Below are 17,681 nucleotides of genomic sequence, written 5' to 3'. Positions count from 1 at the left end.
TCCATGTTAGTCACACTTGTGCTGCGTGATGCATTTTCCCTCAAATGTACAGGTTTGCACCGTCATACATGAAGGATCAAAATGTCCAGTCACAGGAACACCAATAACTTCCTCATTATTTACACTATTATCAAACCAAACTGTGTCTCCACCCCTGTTAATAATCACTGTTCCACCTTCATTATACCAATCACCATGGCGGCCACCAGCGCGATATACAGTCCCGCGACTCCCCTCAATATACCAGACATTATTACTGTAAGGATGATTATAACTATTATAATCAACGTTATCATATACCGCATTATGGTTACTACCACCATAATGGCCTTTATGAACATGTGCAATGGATATGGAATTAATAAATAGGCATGCTATAAATAGCAATAAGCGCTTTTGATACATCATTTTCTTTCCTTGGGTTGGACAAGCAGTTTCTTCTATTGAAGTATAGTATGATAAGTTGACCAGTGGCTTGGAAATAGTTACCGACCAACGATAAATGACTCATGAATAAGTCAAATACTGTTGATCAATAATCAATTATGCTACTATTCACACTGTTCCACATTATTATTTTGGGATTCACCACATGGCCGTTACCATAAAAACTCCTGACGAAATAGAAAAAATGCGCGTTGCAGGCAAACTTGCAGGCGAGGTTCTTGAAATGATTGGCCCTTATGTAAAAGAAGGTGTTAGCACTGAAGAACTGAATACCATTTGTCATGATTACATTGTTAATGTACAAAAAGCTATTCCAGCACCTCTAAATTATAATGGCTTTCCAAAATCGATATGCACTTCGGTAAACCACGTAGTTTGTCATGGCATTCCTGGAAAAAAGACATTAAAAGATGGCGATATCATTAATATTGACATCACCGTAATTAAAGATGGTTATCATGGTGATACTAGCAAAATGTTTTATATCGGAGCCCCTTCCGTTAAAGCCAAACATGTAGTGCAAATTGCGCATGAATGCTTATTTATCGGTATCGAGATGGTAAAGCCTGGAGTACAATTAGGCGATATTGGCCATGCAATTCAGCAACATGCAGAGAAAAGCCGCTGTTCCGTAGTTCGCGATTATTGTGGACATGGGATTGGGCGAGTCTTTCATGAAGATCCTCAAGTATTGCATTATGGAGTACCCGGAACCGGTATGAAACTAGAACCAGGTATGACCTTTACCATAGAACCAATGATTAATGTGGGCAAACACCACACCCGTTTGTTACCTGATCAATGGACCGTGGTTACCAAAGACCATAGCCTTTCCGCACAATGGGAGCATACCCTATTGGTAACTGATGATGGTGTAGAAATTTTGACTCTACGCGATGAAGAACGATAATCAACAGCTCAAAAATACGGTAAAACAGTTTAAAGAAAAACTGCGGGAAGACTTTGATCAAAAGGCTAATGTCAGCACCGTCATTCATAGGCTTGTTACATTTACTGATGAGCTGCTCATTAGCCTTTTTCATAAAAACCAGCTCGATCAAGGAGATAGTTTCTGTCTCCTTGCTTTAGGAGGTTATGGGCGACGAGAACTCCTACTTTATTCCGATATTGATCTATTACTGCTGCATACGGATAAAATTTCTAAAGCAAAACTACAACGAGCACAAGCTTTCATCCAAGATTGCTGGGATGTTGGATTAGAAATCAGCCATCAAATTACAAACGTATCCGCTTGCGCTGAATTAGCGTGTCGTGACGTTACAGTTATTTCAAGCATTATGGATATGTTTTTGCTCTGCGGACGCGGCGCCTTAATGGAAGAATTAGTGTATCAAACCCACCCCCTACATATGTGGACGAGTAAAAACTATTTTATCGCCAAACTACAAGAACAAAAAAAACGGGATATTAAATACGGTGAAACTGCCTATAATCTAGAACCTAACGTCAAATATGGCCAAGGGGGGCTTCGTGATCTGCAAATATTGTATAGTATCGGTAAACGTCATTTTAACATTAAAAAATTAGCCGATGGCATCAGTTATGGATTTATTACCGATAAAGAATATGAAAAGCTAATGTACTGCCACCATTTTCTTTGTCGAGTTCGATTTGCCTTACACTGTCTTGCAGAAAAAGCAGAAGAACGTCTCTCCTTTGATTATCAAGTAAAATTAGCGAGTTTTTTCGGATATGAGGATAAACCTCATTCCTTAGCTATTGAGCAATTCATGAAAGACTATTTTAAAGTAATAAAAAGCAGTCGTGAATTAAATGAAATGCTCTTACAGTGGTTTGATGAAACAATTGCCCAGTCCCCGAAACAAAAACTAGTTCCATTAGATAATGAATTTCAATTATCCAATCAATACATTGAGGTACGAAATAACCGAGTCTTCCGCCAATCCCCTCAAGCTTTACTAAAGTTATTTCTATGGATAGCCGATCGCCCTGATATTGAAGGAGTAAGAGCTAGTACCATTCGTTTAATTAGAGAGTCTCTCTATTTGATTAGTCGGCGCTTTAAAATATCCTCAAAAACCACAGAACTCTTTATGAGCATTCTAAAGGCCCCTAACGGCCCTTATGAAGCATTGCATTACATGAGCCAATATGGAGTTTTAGCTCATTATATTGAGTGTTTTGCCCAAGTTACAGGGCAAATGCAATATGATTTATTCCACGTATTTACCGTAGATCAGCATACCTTATTTGTGGTTCGCAATATGTCGCGCTTTAGGCAAGCAAATTATACACAACAATTTCCCCTTTGTGCGCAGATCATGCCAACATTGGATAAACCTGAAATCCTTTATCTAAGTGCGTTATTCCATGATATAGCAAAAGGACGAGGCGGTGATCATTCCGAATTAGGAGCAATTGAGGCTCAAAATTTTGCTCAAAATCATCACTTAAAACAAGAAGACTGCGATTTACTTACTTGGCTAGTACGGAATCATTTATTAATGTCACAAACAGCACAACGCCAAGATATTTATGATCCCAATACAATAAAAAATTTCTGCCAATTATTACCTCATCCCCATTATTTAGATTACTTGTATTTGCTCACAGTAGCTGACATTTGTGGCACTAATCCCCAGCTATGGAATGCATGGAAAGACTCATTACTAAAAGAATTATATCGCGCAGCAAAGCATATGATGCATAAAGCACAAGAGCTCATGGATAAAACAGCCTTAATTACGACAAGAAAACAGTTCGCTTTAAACATCTTAGTATCAGAAAGCATTGAATCGAAAACAGTTGAAGAGCTCTGGTCTCACTTTAAGGACCGATACTTTTTACATGAGTCACCCGAAGTTATTGCGCGTCATACTAAAGCCATATTGAACTGCTCTCAATTCCCGCTAATTATGATTATGCCACATCATAGCCAAGGGGGTACGGAAGTGTTTATCTACATGCCGCACCGTGATGCTCGTTTTGCTATTACCACTGCCGTACTAAGTAATCACCATGTTACAATTCAAGAAGCAATGATCATCACCTGCGATAATCAATTCGATTTAGATACTTATATTATTTTAGACGAACAAAATCAGGCTTTTTTGGATCCACAACAATCTGAAGACATACGCCAAGCATTATGTTTTCACCTAGAAAAGCAGGATAAATTACCCGCTATAGCTCAAAAAAGACGCTCTCGAGTTTTAGCTCATTTCAATGTCAAAACCCAGATAAACTATAATGATGATCCTTATAACAACTTTACCCGTTTATTTTTGGTAACCGGTGATAGGCCTGGGCTTTTAGCCACTATTAGTCGTATTTTCTTGACTTTAAACATTCATTTACATAATGCAAAAATAGCAACGGCTGGAGAACGTGCAGAAGACATGTTTTACATCACTAATCAAAAAAATCAGGCACTTAGCAACGAAGAAAAAGATAATTTACGTCATCATCTTATTAAAGAACTATCATAATCCCCCCAATCCTTGTAACCGAAAAAAAAATGCTGCAACCGCACATTTTTTTATCTTCTTGTACTATAATAATAACAATAGACTTCAAAAATCGCGCAGTTATTATTTTGGAGTTAACCATGATAAATGCAGAAAAACCCAAAAATGAGCTACAACGCTTACAATCGCTCTATAATCTTCAGATTCTAGATACAATGGCTGAAGAACGCTTTGATCGCATCACACGGATTGCGCAAGGCCTCTTTAAAGTACCCATTGCCTTAGTATCCCTAATTGATAAAGATAGAGAGTGGTTCAAATCAAAATACGGCTTACATGTTCAAGAAACACCTAGACCAATTTCTTTTGGTGCTCATACTATTCTTCAAGAAGAGATAATGATTGTAAATGATGCACAGAAAGACATTCGTTTTAAAGATAATCCTTTAGTGATTGGTGAGCCGAAAATTCGATTTTACCTAGGATGTCCTTTACAAATTGATGGGCAATTTAATATTGGTACATTATGTCTCATGAATGATATGGTTCCTCAATTAAATACTTTAGGGCATATTGACTTAAACATTGTAAAGGAACTAGCTACTGCCGTGTCTAAAGAATTCATTACCAATCGCTATGCGACAACCGACTCCCTAACAGAAATTTCCAACCGTCAAGGCCTTCTTGAAATTGGCAGACAAATTTTCAAACTGTGTGCTCGTTATGATAAAAGCCTTATGTTGCTTTATTTTGATATTACACATTTAAAATCCATCAATAAGGAATTTGGTTATGAGGAAGGAGATAAGGTATTAAAAACATTTGCCCAGTTATTGATAGCCAATTTCCGCCATTCTGATGCCATTGCACGAATCGAAGGCGACAAGTTCTGTGTATTATGTCCTGGAATGCTTGAGGAAAATATTTCTGGTGTTCTACAAAGACTACAAAATAAATTAGCTACAACTAAATCTGACCACCCAATTAATTTTACTATGGGACATATTCAATATGACCGTCTAAAGCATTTTGCACTGGCTGGGTTTCTTGAAGAAGCAGAGAAAGCCATATACGAAACAAAAATGTATCATTAGCGATATTTATTGCAGGTCAGGACTACTAAACAAGGTTTTCACTTTTTTGCTAACGGCAAGTTTTAAAGAAATCAGAGAGCAAGAGAGCGCATTCTGGCTGCATAATACCTTCATCAATTTCCACCTTATGATTTAAAGGATAGCCCTGTAGTAAATTATATACTGAGCCCGCAGCACCTGCTTTAAAATCACGCGTCGCAAATACCAAGCGTCTAATACGTGCATGAACAATAAGTCCTGCACACATAGAACAGGGTTCTAAAGTAACATATAGCGTGCTATTAATTAAGCGATGATTTTTAAGTTGCTTTGCCGCTTGCCGGATGGCACGTACTTCAGCATGTTCAGAGGGGTCGTGATTGCACTGTACTGCATTTCGGCTCATGCCTAGGAGCATTCCTTTTTGGCTTACTAATACCGCCCCTACGGGAACTTCCCCCTCAATCTGAGCAAGGAGCGCTTGTTCATAGGCCTTTTGCATCCAATATCGATCGTTCATTATCATCACTGTAGCCTAAAAACAGCTTACTTTAGTATACTTGGCTAAGAATAAGTATTATTTGTTTATAAAAGTTTTGCATGGCTTGTAGAAAGCGGAATTACCGCGGTCAAGCCGCGGTAATTCGGAAGGATCATTTGGCAAGAAAAACGTAAATGCTTGCCCTTAACTGTATAACCAAGCCACACTATTTATTCCCACTCAATGGTGGCAGGAGGTTTACCTGAGATATCATAAGTTACACGAGATACCCCAGAAACCTCATTAATGATTCGATTGGAAACATGCCCTAAAAATTCCCACGGCAAATGCGACCAATGAGCAGTCATAAAATCAATAGTTTCAACGGCTCGCAAGCAAATTACGTATTCGTATTTACGCCCATCCCCCATTACCCCCACACTTTTAACCGGTAAAAATACGGCAAATGCTTGGCTGACTTTATGATACAAATCCGCTTTTCGTAATTCTTCAATATAAATGGCATCAGCTTTACGAAGAATATCAGCATATTCTCTTTTAACTTCCCCTAAAATCCGTACGCCTAAACCTGGGCCTGGGAATGGATGTCGATAAACCATATCATGCGGCAAACCTAACTCCAAACCAATCTTTCGCACTTCATCTTTAAATAACTCGCGAATAGGCTCTAATAATTTTAAATGTAGGGTTTCAGGTAGGCCACCAACATTATGATGAGACTTAATGACAACTGAAGCTCCATTCGTGCTTGTTGCAGCAGACTCAATAACATCAGGGTAAATTGTTCCCTGAGCAAGCCAAGAAACGCCATCTATTTTATGTGACTCTTCATCAAAGACGTCAATAAAGGTATGACCAATAATTTTTCTTTTTTCTTCAGGGCAATTAACACCAGAAAGCGCTTTTAAGAAACGCTCTTCAGCATTGACCGCAATAATCTTAATCCCCATATGCTGACCAAACATTTTCATGACTTCATTAGCTTCATTAAGACGTAACAAACCCGTATCAACAAAAACGCAGATTAATTGGTCACCAATTGCCTTATGCAATAAAGCGGCTACAACTGAGGAATCAACCCCACCTGATAAACCAAGCACTACTTTCTCAGAGCCCACTTGCTTTCTAATTTTATGAATAGCTTCATCAATAATATGTTCCGAAGTCCAATTAGTGGGCGCCTGACAAATATCCACCACGAAACGGTGCAAAATACGCGTACCTTGTAAGGTATGAGTTACTTCTGGGTGAAATTGCAGTCCATACATGCGACGATTTTCATCAGCCATTCCCGCGATTGGAGCATTGCGCGTTTCGCAAATAACACTAAATCCAGGAGGCAATTGGGTTACTTTATCACCATGGCTCATCCACACATCTAATAAAGCCTCACCCTCATCCGTAGTGCGATCTTCGATTTGTGCAAATAACTTGCTATGTCCATGCAATTTCAATTCAGCGTAGCCAAACTCTCTAATGTTCGAAGATTGGACTTCACCACCTAATTGCACGGCCATAGTTTGCATACCGTAACAAATACCTAATATTGGCAGTCCCGAAGTCAAGAGCCATTCAGGAGCTCGAGGGTTTGCGTGATGTGTTACTGTTGAAGGTCCACCTGATAAAATCACCCCACATGGATTAAGTTTTGTAAACGTTTCCTGACTGATGTTAAAAGGATGGATTTCACAATATACACCTAATTCACGCACCCGGCGTGCAATTAGCTGGGTGTATTGAGAACCAAAATCAAGAATAAGCAAGAGATGTTGTTTTAAATCATTCATTGTTATTTGTCTACCTGATAATTCGGGGCTTGTTTCGTGATACTCACATCATGGACGTGTGATTCACGCATTCCCGCATTAGTTACTTGTACAAACTCAGATTTAGTATGCAATTGATCAATTGTTTCACATCCAGTGTACCCCATGCATGAACGTAAACCACCTAATATCTGGTGAATAATTGTTTGTACTGGGCCTTTATAAGGTACGCGACCCTCAATTCCCTCAGGCACCAATTTTTCAGAGCCTGCTGTAGCATCTTGGAAGTAACGATCACTTGAGCCATGAGAAGCTGCCATGGCACCAATTGATCCCATACCACGATAACTCTTATAAGTAGTACCCTGATATAATTCGATCTCACCAGGAGACTCTTCAGTTCCTGCAAACATACTGCCTAACATAACTGTGTCTGCACCTGCAGCCAAGGCCTTACACACGTCGCCTGAAAATCGGATACCGCCATCGGCAATAACTGGTATTTTACCTTGTAACTCATGAGCAACATTCGCAATCGCACTGATTTGCGGTACACCTACGCCGGTAACAATTCGTGTAGTACAAATAGAACCCGGTCCAATTCCCACTTTAACCGCATCCGCACCTGCCTCATATAAATCTCTAGCTGCAGCTGCTGTAGCGATGTTTCCACCAATTACCTGTACCCCAGGGTAATGTTGTTTAACCCATTTCACCCGATTGAGTACGCCTTGTGAATGTCCATGGGCAGTATCAACAACCAGAACATCCACGCCTGCCTCAACTAAAGCTGCAACACGCTCATCGGTAGATTCACCAACTCCAACAGCAGCACCCACGCGTAATTGTTCGGCATCATCTTTAACGGCATAAGGATTTTCTTTTGCCTTTTGAATATCTTTAACAGTAATTAAACCACGCAACTCAAATGCGTCATTTACTACTAAGAGTTTTTCGATACGATGCTTATGCAATAAACTACGAACCTCTTCACGACTGGCACCTTCTTTCACCGTAACCAAACGCGCCTTGGGAGTCATTACCTGAGACACAGGTAAAGATAAGTTGGTTTCAAAACGAATATCACGGCTGGTTACAATCCCTACCAAATTTTGACCATCAACAACCGGTACCCCTGAGAAATGATGGTTTTGCATGACATCAATCAACTCTCTAACCGTAATATTAGGAGTGACGGTTACTGGATCTTTAACCATACCACTTTCAAATTTCTTTACTTTACGAACCTCTTCAGCTTGCGCACTGATTGTCATATTCTTATGAATGATTCCTAATCCACCATCTTGCGCCAAAGCAATTGCCAAACGAGCTTCCGTCACCGTATCCATTGCAGCAGATACTAGGGGCATATTCAGGCTTATTTCGCGAGTTAATTTGGTTTTTAGGGACACATCTTTAGGTAGAATTAAAGAGTGTGCAGGGACAAGTAAAACATCATCAAATGTTAATGATTGCTGCACAATATTAAGAGACATTTTCTTCTCATTAAAGTAGTTAAATTAACCAAACAGTATACCACAAATACCAAATAAATTAAAGGAAATAGCTTGTTTAATACGCAAAATCCTGATGATATCGCTCACTTCCTCCAAGATGAAATGTGCTATACTCATTAGCCCAGATATAAACCAATTCCTGCAACTATTGCCCAACATCAGCACGGGCTAACTCTTTAACGCTCAGCTTGACTATTATCAGTTATGATTAAAACGAATTAAATGGATAATACTTGAATTGAAGATTCATTAACGTGTACACTGTTGGTTAATTATTGTGTTGAATCAACAAAACGGGAAGGGTTCAGCGTTGGCTAAAATTATTGTTATTACTTCAGGAAAAGGCGGAGTTGGAAAAACTACTTCATCTGCAGCTATTTCATCAGGTCTTGCTTTATTAGGGCATAAGACAGTAGTCATTGATTTTGATATCGGATTAAGAAATCTGGATATCATCATGGGTTGTGAGCGACGTGTTGTTTATGACTTCATTAATGTAATCAATGGTGAAGCAAGCTTAAATCAAGCATTAATTAAAGATAAGCGTCTTCCCAATCTTTTCATTCTTCCTGCATCACAAACTCGTGACAAAGATGCATTAACCATCGAAGGGGTTGAGAAGGTTCTGAATGATCTTTCTAAAGAGTTTGATTTCATTGTTTGCGATTCCCCTGCAGGTATTGAAACAGGTGCATTAATGGCAATGCATTTTGCAGATCATGCCGTTGTGGTTACTAACCCGGAGGTTTCTTCTGTTCGTGACTCTGACCGTATTCTTGGCATCCTTTCTAGCAAAACGAAAAGAGCCATTGATAACAATAAACCAATTCAAGAGCACTTATTGTTAACTCGCTATGACCCTGAGCGTGTTGAGCGTGGCGATATGCTCTCTGTTTCAGATGTAAAAGAAATATTGGCTATTCCGTTAATTGGCGTTATCCCAGAATCTAAGTCAGTACTTAAAGCGTCGAATACAGGTGTACCTGTTGTACTTGACACAAACAGTGACGCAGGCCTTGCTTATCAAGACGCTATTGCACGCTTCCTTGGTGAAGAAAGACCAATGCGCTTCATTAATAATGAGCGTAAAGGATTATTGCGCCGCTTATTCAGCAAAAACAAGGAGGAAGTGACTGTATGAGCATTTTCAACTATTTACGTCGGAGAACCGCTTCTGCTTCAGTAGCAAAAGAACGCTTACAAATAATCATTTCTCATGAGCGTTCACAAAGAAACACTCCAGATTATCTGCCACAACTTCAGGATGAAATTCTGGCAGTTATTGCTAAATACGTTCATGTAACCCGTGATCAGGTGAGTGTTAATCTTGAGCGTATGGGCGACAATTCTGTACTTGAATTGAATATCACCATGCCGGATGATGTTGCTGAAGAAGCTTAGTTTGCTTAGCTGATTATTTTTTCCTTGGTTCCTTTCCCCGAGGCAGTTTTCTTTTTCTTGGTTTTATCAAATAATAATTACCTCAAGGTCTATTATTAACCTTTTTTAACTATTCTTTTTGTCCTAAGTGGAACCTGGTTGCTTTAACCAGGTTTTTATTCATAATACTGCGCAGCTGAAATTCCCCATGCAAGCAACCAAAATCACTTACTAATTTTACCTTGTCAAATAATCTGGGGCTCGACCGCGTTATCCATAAGTTCGGAGCGAAAAGCAACATAACTTTGGATACCGCGATCGAGCCCCAATAATTAGGTCTTCCAACGCCACATAATATTTATCTTAACCAAATACTTAACTAAGTGACATTCGTTGCAAGCAACTAGGCAAATTAATGTAAAGGTATTTCTGGTTCTGAATTTACAACATCTTCATTCAAGATTATTGCAGATTGTTCCTTTTTAGCTGCTGCTTTTTTCTCTTTAGAATCACTATTTGGGCGACGTAATTCATCATCGCTAAAATCGTCGACCTTAATGGCATCTTGTCGAGCTAACTCAGCATCTTGCATTTGCTTGGCCTCTTCTTCAGTTAACAAGCCAGATGCTAATGCCTCATCAATTTGCTCTAATAGAGTTAGTGATTTTAATACGTCATCTTTTACAGCGCGCATTATTTTTTTCTCTATTTCTTCAACCGCACAAATTTTATAGAATGCCTCTTCCAATCGGCCAATTGGGCAATTTTCTCCAGCCTTCTTATAAACAAAATGTGTTAGTCGGTTACGTGCTTCACCTGGTTCTATTAAAATACGTGCTAACTTATGACCTAATTGATCTGTGGGTCTGTGTCTGCGATTTCCTAAAGGTCTTAAAATAATGTTGAGTACAACACGTGCCCAGCGTTGCGGGAAGTTAATAATAACTCCTTGCATCGCCATTTCACATTCGTGCAACAATTGTTGGCAACTCCACTCGACTAAAGGTAGATCAGCAACAGGCTCACCATCATCATGATAGCGTTTTAACACAGCTGAAATTAAATATAAGGTACTTAGCATATCCCCTAAACGAGCGGATAACTTTTCCTTACGCTTCAAGTCACCACCAAGAATGGTCATAGAAAAATCGGAAAGGAAAGCCAAATTAGTACTGTATTTATGCGCTAACTGATAATAACGCTTCACCGAACTAGTTGGAGCCTTAGAAAAATGAGCGTCCGTCAAACTGAATAAGAGCGACTTAGTAAAGTTTGCAATATAAAAGGCCGCATGTGAGAAAAATGCATCATCAAAGCCTACCAGATCATGCTTTCTTACACTTTCCAACTCTTTAAATACATATGGATGGCAACGAATTGCGCCCTGCCCAAAAATAATTAAACTCCGTGAAAGAATATTTGCACCCTCAACAGTAATAGCTATAGGAGCTCCCTGGAACCCTCTTCCTAGATAATTATTAGGGCCAAGACAAATACCTTTACCACCATGAATATCCATAGCATCTATAGAAACCTGACGGACTCGATCTGTTGTATGGTATTTTAAAATCGCGCCAGCTACTGAAGGTTTAGCACCATGATCAATAGCCGCAGCAGCCATAGTAACCCCTGCATCAATAATATAAGTATTTGCTGCAATTCGAGCTAATGGCTCCTCAATTCCTTCAAACTTACCAATAGGTTGATTGAATTGTTTGCGAACACGTGCATAAGCTCCTGAAGCCAAAGCGGCTGCCTGAGCACCACCATTGGCACTTGAAGGTAAAGAAATTGCTCTACCCGCACTTAAACACTCCATAAGCATTCGCCAACCATGACCAGCCATTGCAGCGCCACCAATAATGTAGTCTAAAGGGATAAATACATCTTTACCTTGTGTAGGGCCATTTAAAAAGCCTATATTTAAGGGAAAATGACGGCGGCCTTTAATTACCCCCGGGGTATCTGCAGGGATTAATGCGCAAGTAATACCAACATCTTCGCCCTTTCCTAATAAATTCTCAGGGTCAAACATTCTAAAAGCTAAACCAACTACTGTAGCTACTGGACATAAAGTAATGTAGCGCTTATTCCAAGTTAAGCGAATACCAACTACTTCTTTACCATTAAGCTCTTGGCGGCACACAATTCCTTGGTCAGGAATTGAAGCAGCATCAGAACCCGCATTAGGACCAGTCAACGCAAAACATGGGATTTCTCGTCCATCTGCCAATCGGGGTAAATAAAAGTTCTTTTGGTCTTCAGTCCCATATTTGAGTAATAACTCGCCTGGGCCTAAAGAATTAGGTACAGAAATTGTGGAAGCCGCTGTAATAGAACAGCCATAAATTTTGGCTAAAATTGTCATTTGCGCTGTAGCTGAAAACTCTAAGCCACCATAACGCTTAGGAATAATCATGCCAAAAAAACGATTTTCTTTAATGTAGCTCCAAACTTCAGGTGATAGATCAGTTTGTTTATGGGTAATATCCCAATCATTAAGCATAGAACATAAGGTATTAACCGGACCATCTAGAAATGCTTGCTCCTCTTCGCTTAAACGAACAGGAGGAGTACTACGAAGCACAGAAAAATCAGGGTTTCCACTAAAGATATCACCTTCCCAGCTCACTGTTCCTGCTTCTAAAGCTTCTCGCTCTGTAGCAGACATAGCAGGCATAGCCTTACTCACCGTCTTGAATAAATGTTTCGAAACAAATTCACGTCGTAATGGTTTAATTGCGAATGCGATTAACGTGAGCTCAGTCAAGATTAAAATCGCTTTAGTCAAAAATCCTGGGGTGCCATAATGGAAAACAAGCCCCGTGAATATAGCAAAACTAATAGCCCATACTGAAACCGCGGCTTGTCGCGTTAACAATACACCTGCAGCTCCTATTGTTAGAAGCACTAAAATAGCATGTAGCACGGTATTCTCCTTATGTTAGCTTATCCAAAACCCTTAAAACTTGTGCAGCTACAACCTGTGGATGCTCCATAGGAAATAAATGGCTCCCATGGGTTTTATAGCAGGTAATATTAAAATTCTTTTTCATATACCGAAGATCCATTTTACCAACCACTGTACTTTTGTCACCATAAATTAGTGCTGAGGGGGTTAATAACTTTCCCTCATACCTAGGGATAATATGCGGTATCGTTCGATAAATTTGATACTCTACATGGCGATTAAAGCGAAGATAGTAACCGTCAGTTTTATGTTCCAGACCATATTTAATATAGTCGTTCAAACAAGCATCTGTAAAGTTTTTAAACAAATCTCTGCTTTTTAAATACGGCAGTATTTGCTCATAACTTTCCCAATACTCACGACGCCCTTTTGTTCTAAACGCAGGGGTCACTCTATCAATGATGCCAAAAGCTTTCGCGAGTCGGACTGCGCTGGATTTTAATACTCCAAGCAAAGGAGAATCCAACATAACAACTGTTTTAACTAATTCAGGACGTTCAATGGCAGCTAATAAACTTAAAACGCCTCCCAAAGAGTGGCCGAGAGCAATTACGGGGCGATCGGCTTGCCGTTCAATACTGGCAATCACCTCTGCGATCAAATTATGCCAATTTTCTCCCACTGGAAAGGCCGGATCGTGACCAACTCTATCGATATAACAATAATCATAATAAGGCTTGAGGCCATCCAGCATCTGCTTATAGCATAATGCTGGGAACCCGTTTCCATGAGCAAAATGGATTAGCTCTTTCATACAATAGCTACTTGCCTACTTTCAGCTCTTAATGCATAAAGTGCAAAACTGTAATAAGCTATCAAGAGGAAGAATAAGAGAATACCCAACCCCGTAAATACGCTATTCAGTGACAAAATCGTCATTAACACCAATAACATTGGCGTTCCTGCCACCATAAGCATACGGCATGAAGCGGCAAAGGATATTTTAAAAGAAAAGAAGATCGATGAAAAAGTTTGCCCTAACAAAGCAAGAACTAAAAAGAAAACAATAAAAATAGAGAAGAAAATACCCACAATAATGGGGTAAAGCACCGCCTGTGATGCATATTTAAGTCCAGTTACAGAGTTTGCTTCCACCATTTTTTTACCATCAAATACTAAATTCGACCCCTTATCAAAAGTCTGCACAATAGGAGTACTTCTACTTGGTGGCGCTTCTTTACCCATAGTAAAGAGCTGTGGATTAGGTATCCTAAATGCAATCTGATTTTTATTAATCAGAATATTTAAATAAGGATATTGTGCCGTAAAATCATTTACTGCCCCAGTAGTATCAATGACAACCACTGTCTGACCTTTATCATTTTTAACATAATAAGGCATTGGTTTATCAAAAAGAACATCACCATTTTGGATGTAAAAAACAGGAATTTTTAATAAAGGATCAACAATCTGCTCTTTAAAAGATTCATCTAAACTAATCGACATTCTAAAAAAGAATGGGACACTCAGTATCGCAATAACCAATAAAAGATAAAGCACTCCAAATCCCTTCCAGCGCTTGCCCACATCCACATACAAGCGTCGTGAATAAAATGATCGATACAGCGCAGACCAATAACTATATACCGGTGTATCAATTGGTTTTAATGCAGTTTTTTCTTTACTCACGACATTCTCCAATACGTTGTCCAGTTTGCTGATTAAATACATGTAGTTTCATTTTAGGTAGTTCAACCTCGAATTGTCCACTAGGAATTAATTGATCGGCGGAAACTCGTAAATTTAATTGCTCCCCATTACTGATACATCGGGCTCTAATTAACTTATCAGCACCCATATCATCGATAAGTTCAACAGCAACTTCGACGCATTGCGAATTAGGTTCAGAAGCCAATTGCACGTGCTCGGCTCTAATTGCCAAAACCAATTCCATCTTGTCCTCAAGTGAATAATCTGTATCGGAAAAGGGGAAAGTAATACCTAAACTTGTTTCAATAGTAGCACTATTTTTATTAAATACCCCTGAAAACATATTTAATGGATAATGGCCAGTAAACCCTGCTACAAATAAGCTCGCTGGATTTTGATACAATTCTTGTGGTGTGCCAATTTGCTCGACAACACCCTGATTAAGCACAATCACTCGCTCGGCCATAGTCATAGCCTCTGTTTGATCGTGGGTTACATACACACTGGTGGTATTAAGCTGTTGATGCAAGCGTCTCAATTCATGGCGCATTTCAGTACGAAGCTTTGCATCCAGATTCGATAACGGTTCATCAAATAAAAATACAGCAGGAGATCGAACTATGGCCCTTCCCATTGCCACGCGTTGCCGTTGTCCGCCCGATAATGCTTGAGGCTTTCGCTCCAAATAAGGAATTAAATGCAACAACTTCGCGGTATCGGCCACTCTTTCTTTAATCACATCCGTTTTAAAGCCCCGCATTTTTAATCCATAAGCCATGTTCTCAAAAACAGTCATATGCGGATAAAGGGCGTAATTTTGAAATACCATTGCCATATCGCGTTTCGCGGCCGGAACATCATTAACTTGTTGGTCATTGATTAAAATGGAGCCAGAACTCACATCATCTAAGCCAGCGATTAATCGGAGTAAGGTCGATTTACCGCAGCCAGATGGCCCGACAATGACCATAAACTCACCTTTTTTGATGCTGAGATTAATTCGGTCTAAGATACTCGTTTGCCCGACACGCTTTGAGACATTAACCAAAGTTACTGTTGCCATGTTACTTTAATCCTTTTTCAAACCATCGCTGCATCAACATCACAACCAAACAAGGTGGAATTAAAGCAACCAGGGCAATTGTCATAATATAATGCCATTGCGGAACTTGATCAGCTACCCCCGCAAGATAACGAATTCCCATAACTACCGTCGCCATTTTCGTTTCAGTAGTAATGACCAAGGGCCATAAATACTGATTCCATCCATAGACAAATAAAATTACAAATAAAGAAGCGATTTGCGTTTTAGATAAAGGTAAGAGAATATCAAAAAAGAAGCGCACAGCTCCTGCACCATCTAATTTTGCTGCATCCACTAATTCAGCGGGTATGGTTTTAAAAAACTGTCTAAATAAAAAAGTTCCTGTTGCCGAAACAAATAAAGGCAAGGTTAACCCCGTAAATGAATTTAACAATCCAAACGAGGCCACCACTTGAAAAGTGGGAACAATACGCACCTCAACCGGTAACATCATCGTTGCAAAAATCAGCGCAAAACAAAGTCTCTTAAAAGGAAAATCAAAATAAACTAAAGCAAATGCCGACCCTAGAGCCAAAATAATCTTCCCCAGAGCGATGGCCAAAGCCATAGCCAAGCTATTAAATAACATAGTGGTAATCGGTTCGCCCCCGGTAACAGATAGGCCATCACTCAAAACTGCTTTTAGGTTTTTTAGGAATAGGGTTCCTGGAGTCATGGGGATAGATGAATGCATCATTGCACTGCCATCGTGACTCGCAGCAACAATAGCTAAATAAATCGGTAACAGCATTAGTAAAATGAATAAGGATAAAAACCCATGGGATAAAATGCGAGATATTAATTTCATGCGTAATGAACCTTTTTCTCGAGATACTTAAATTGCACCAAAGAAACAAGTATCACAACAACCATTAGAATTACAGACTGAGCTGAAGAACTTCCCAGATCCATTCCCTCAAATCCATCCTGATAGACCTTGTACATCATATTCGTTGTACTATTACCTGGTCCGCCATGTGTCATCACATGAATAATCCCAAACGTATCAAAAAATCCGTACATTAAATTCATAATCAATAGGAAAAAAGTCGTTGGCGATAACAAGGGAAAAATGATTTGCCAAAAACGCTGCCAAGTCGATGCCCCATCAATAATTGCAGCATCAATTAGCGAAGGAGGAATCGCTTTTAATGCCGCAAAATAAAATAAAAAATTATAGCTATATTGCTGCCAACTGGCCGTAAGAATCACAACCAGCAAGGCTTGATTTACATTATTTACGTAGTCAAAATTAATTCCTAGGGAGTGTAATACCTGAGTTAACCAGCCCAATGTAGGATGGCATAAGAAACGCCAAAGGATTGCAGCCACCGCTGGCGCTACAGCATAGGGCCATAATAATAAAGACTTATAAACCCCTTGCGTTTTGCCACGATTGTTAACTAATATGGCTGTAAGAAGTCCAAGACACATAGTGAGAAAAGTCACACTGCACGCAATAATAAAAGTTACGCCTATGGCTTTGCGGTAGCTTGAATCAGTAAACAAATCAGTAAAATTGGTTAAGCCAGCGAAGTGTTTGTGTAATCCAAAGGCATCAGTATAAAAAAATGCTTGTACTAGGGCATTACATGCAGGCCAAATAAAAAATATTAGGGTGACGATAAGTTGTGGGACTATAAAAAGCCAGGCATACAAACGCTGATGATTAAATTTTGACATTAGCCCTACATGGTGTAGAAAGTCGTGTAAGGCTATGATTATATACTTTGGGTATATAGATTCAAGTGAAGTAGTAACCTGTGAGGGCAAACAAAATATAATTAGCACTCACCCAGGTAATGCAGTCAACTGAACCGGCATCATCTCTCATACTCATGT

Annotated in this window: 15 protein-coding genes; 5 read left to right on the top strand and 10 right to left on the bottom strand. The window is 39.4% G+C overall.

Annotated elements, in window-relative coordinates; translation table 11 throughout:
* Nucleotides 1-6: 6 nt before the first annotated feature.
* The gene (locus E1P08_RS00470; protein ID WP_133135067.1) at nucleotides 7-408 is read right to left on the bottom strand and encodes a hypothetical protein; all 402 of its coding nucleotides are present in this window, start codon (nucleotides 406-408) and stop codon (nucleotides 7-9) included.
* Between the two features lie 184 nt (nucleotides 409-592).
* Between E1P08_RS00470 and map the strand changes: the two genes are divergently transcribed.
* The 3 genes from map to E1P08_RS00455 all read left to right on the top strand — a co-directional run bounded on the left by map (nucleotide 593) and on the right by E1P08_RS00455 (nucleotide 4,990).
* Complete coding sequence (gene map, locus E1P08_RS00465; protein WP_133135066.1) at nucleotides 593-1,357, top strand: type I methionyl aminopeptidase; 765 nt, start codon at nucleotides 593-595, stop codon at nucleotides 1,355-1,357.
* Entirely contained in the window at nucleotides 1,344-3,917 is a 2,574-nt protein-coding gene (gene glnD / locus E1P08_RS00460; protein ID WP_133135065.1) for a [protein-PII] uridylyltransferase, read from the top strand. Before map ends, glnD begins: the two co-directional genes overlap by 14 nt.
* A 119-nt stretch (nucleotides 3,918-4,036) precedes the next feature.
* Entirely contained in the window at nucleotides 4,037-4,990 is a 954-nt protein-coding gene (locus tag E1P08_RS00455) for a sensor domain-containing diguanylate cyclase (protein WP_165485042.1), read from the top strand.
* Nucleotides 4,991-5,039: 49 nt separating this feature from the next.
* Here the strand turns inward: E1P08_RS00455 and tadA are convergent, their stop codons facing one another.
* The 3 genes from tadA to guaB form a co-directional block, all read right to left on the bottom strand.
* Nucleotides 5,040-5,489 carry a tRNA adenosine(34) deaminase TadA gene (tadA, locus tag E1P08_RS00450; RefSeq protein ID WP_133135063.1) on the bottom strand — a complete coding sequence of 150 codons (450 nt, stop codon included), beginning with the start codon at nucleotides 5,487-5,489 and terminating at the stop codon, nucleotides 5,040-5,042.
* A 191-nt stretch (nucleotides 5,490-5,680) separates the two neighbouring features.
* A complete protein-coding gene (gene guaA, locus E1P08_RS00445; RefSeq protein ID WP_133135062.1) occupies nucleotides 5,681-7,258 on the bottom strand; it encodes a glutamine-hydrolyzing GMP synthase in 1,578 nt (525 codons plus the stop codon).
* Nucleotides 7,259-7,260: 2 nt separating this feature from the next.
* Complete coding sequence (gene guaB / locus E1P08_RS00440; RefSeq protein ID WP_133135061.1) at nucleotides 7,261-8,733, bottom strand: IMP dehydrogenase; 1,473 nt, start codon at nucleotides 8,731-8,733, stop codon at nucleotides 7,261-7,263.
* A gap of 331 nt (nucleotides 8,734-9,064) precedes the next feature.
* On the opposite strand from guaB, the gene minD reads away from it, so the two are divergent.
* Together minD and minE are read left to right on the top strand one after the other, a co-directional pair.
* Nucleotides 9,065-9,895 carry a septum site-determining protein MinD gene (gene minD, locus E1P08_RS00435; RefSeq protein WP_133135060.1) on the top strand — a complete coding sequence of 277 codons (831 nt, stop codon included), beginning with the start codon at nucleotides 9,065-9,067 and terminating at the stop codon, nucleotides 9,893-9,895.
* Complete coding sequence (gene minE, locus E1P08_RS00430) at nucleotides 9,892-10,155, top strand: cell division topological specificity factor MinE (RefSeq protein ID WP_133135059.1); 264 nt, start codon at nucleotides 9,892-9,894, stop codon at nucleotides 10,153-10,155. Before minD ends, minE begins: the two co-directional genes overlap by 4 nt.
* A 391-nt stretch (nucleotides 10,156-10,546) precedes the next feature.
* Here the strand turns inward: minE and E1P08_RS00425 are convergent, their stop codons facing one another.
* Genes E1P08_RS00425 through E1P08_RS00400 form a run of 6 tightly spaced genes read right to left on the bottom strand, consistent with a single transcriptional unit; the run spans nucleotide 10,547 to nucleotide 17,522 of the window.
* A complete protein-coding gene (locus E1P08_RS00425; protein WP_133135058.1) occupies nucleotides 10,547-13,063 on the bottom strand; it encodes an acyl-CoA dehydrogenase in 2,517 nt (838 codons plus the stop codon).
* A 10-nt stretch (nucleotides 13,064-13,073) separates the two neighbouring features.
* Complete coding sequence (locus E1P08_RS00420; protein WP_133135057.1) at nucleotides 13,074-13,859, bottom strand: alpha/beta fold hydrolase; 786 nt, start codon at nucleotides 13,857-13,859, stop codon at nucleotides 13,074-13,076.
* Nucleotides 13,856-14,734: a DUF1189 family protein gene (locus tag E1P08_RS00415; protein ID WP_133135056.1), complete on the bottom strand. Its 879-nt coding sequence runs from the start codon at nucleotides 14,732-14,734 to the stop codon at nucleotides 13,856-13,858. Before E1P08_RS00415 ends, E1P08_RS00420 begins: the two co-directional genes overlap by 4 nt.
* A complete protein-coding gene (locus tag E1P08_RS00410) occupies nucleotides 14,727-15,818 on the bottom strand; it encodes an ABC transporter ATP-binding protein (RefSeq protein WP_133135055.1) in 1,092 nt (363 codons plus the stop codon). The genes E1P08_RS00415 and E1P08_RS00410 overlap by 8 nt, the downstream gene beginning before the upstream one ends.
* 1 nt (nucleotide 15,819) lies before the next feature.
* On the bottom strand, nucleotides 15,820-16,647 hold the full coding sequence (gene ugpE / locus E1P08_RS00405) for a sn-glycerol-3-phosphate ABC transporter permease UgpE (protein ID WP_133135054.1): 828 nt from the start codon (nucleotides 16,645-16,647) through the stop codon (nucleotides 15,820-15,822).
* Nucleotides 16,644-17,522, bottom strand: coding sequence for a carbohydrate ABC transporter permease (locus tag E1P08_RS00400; RefSeq protein ID WP_133135053.1), 879 nt, complete (start codon nucleotides 17,520-17,522; stop codon nucleotides 16,644-16,646). The genes ugpE and E1P08_RS00400 overlap by 4 nt, the downstream gene beginning before the upstream one ends.
* Nucleotides 17,523-17,681 lie beyond the last annotated feature (159 nt).

Origin of the sequence: Legionella rowbothamii (genome assembly GCF_900639985.1) — a bacterium.
Taxonomy (GTDB): domain Bacteria; phylum Pseudomonadota; class Gammaproteobacteria; order Legionellales; family Legionellaceae; genus Legionella; species Legionella rowbothamii.
Note: the sequence above shows the minus strand (reverse complement) of the source record. Positions and strands in the feature narration are given on the sequence as shown.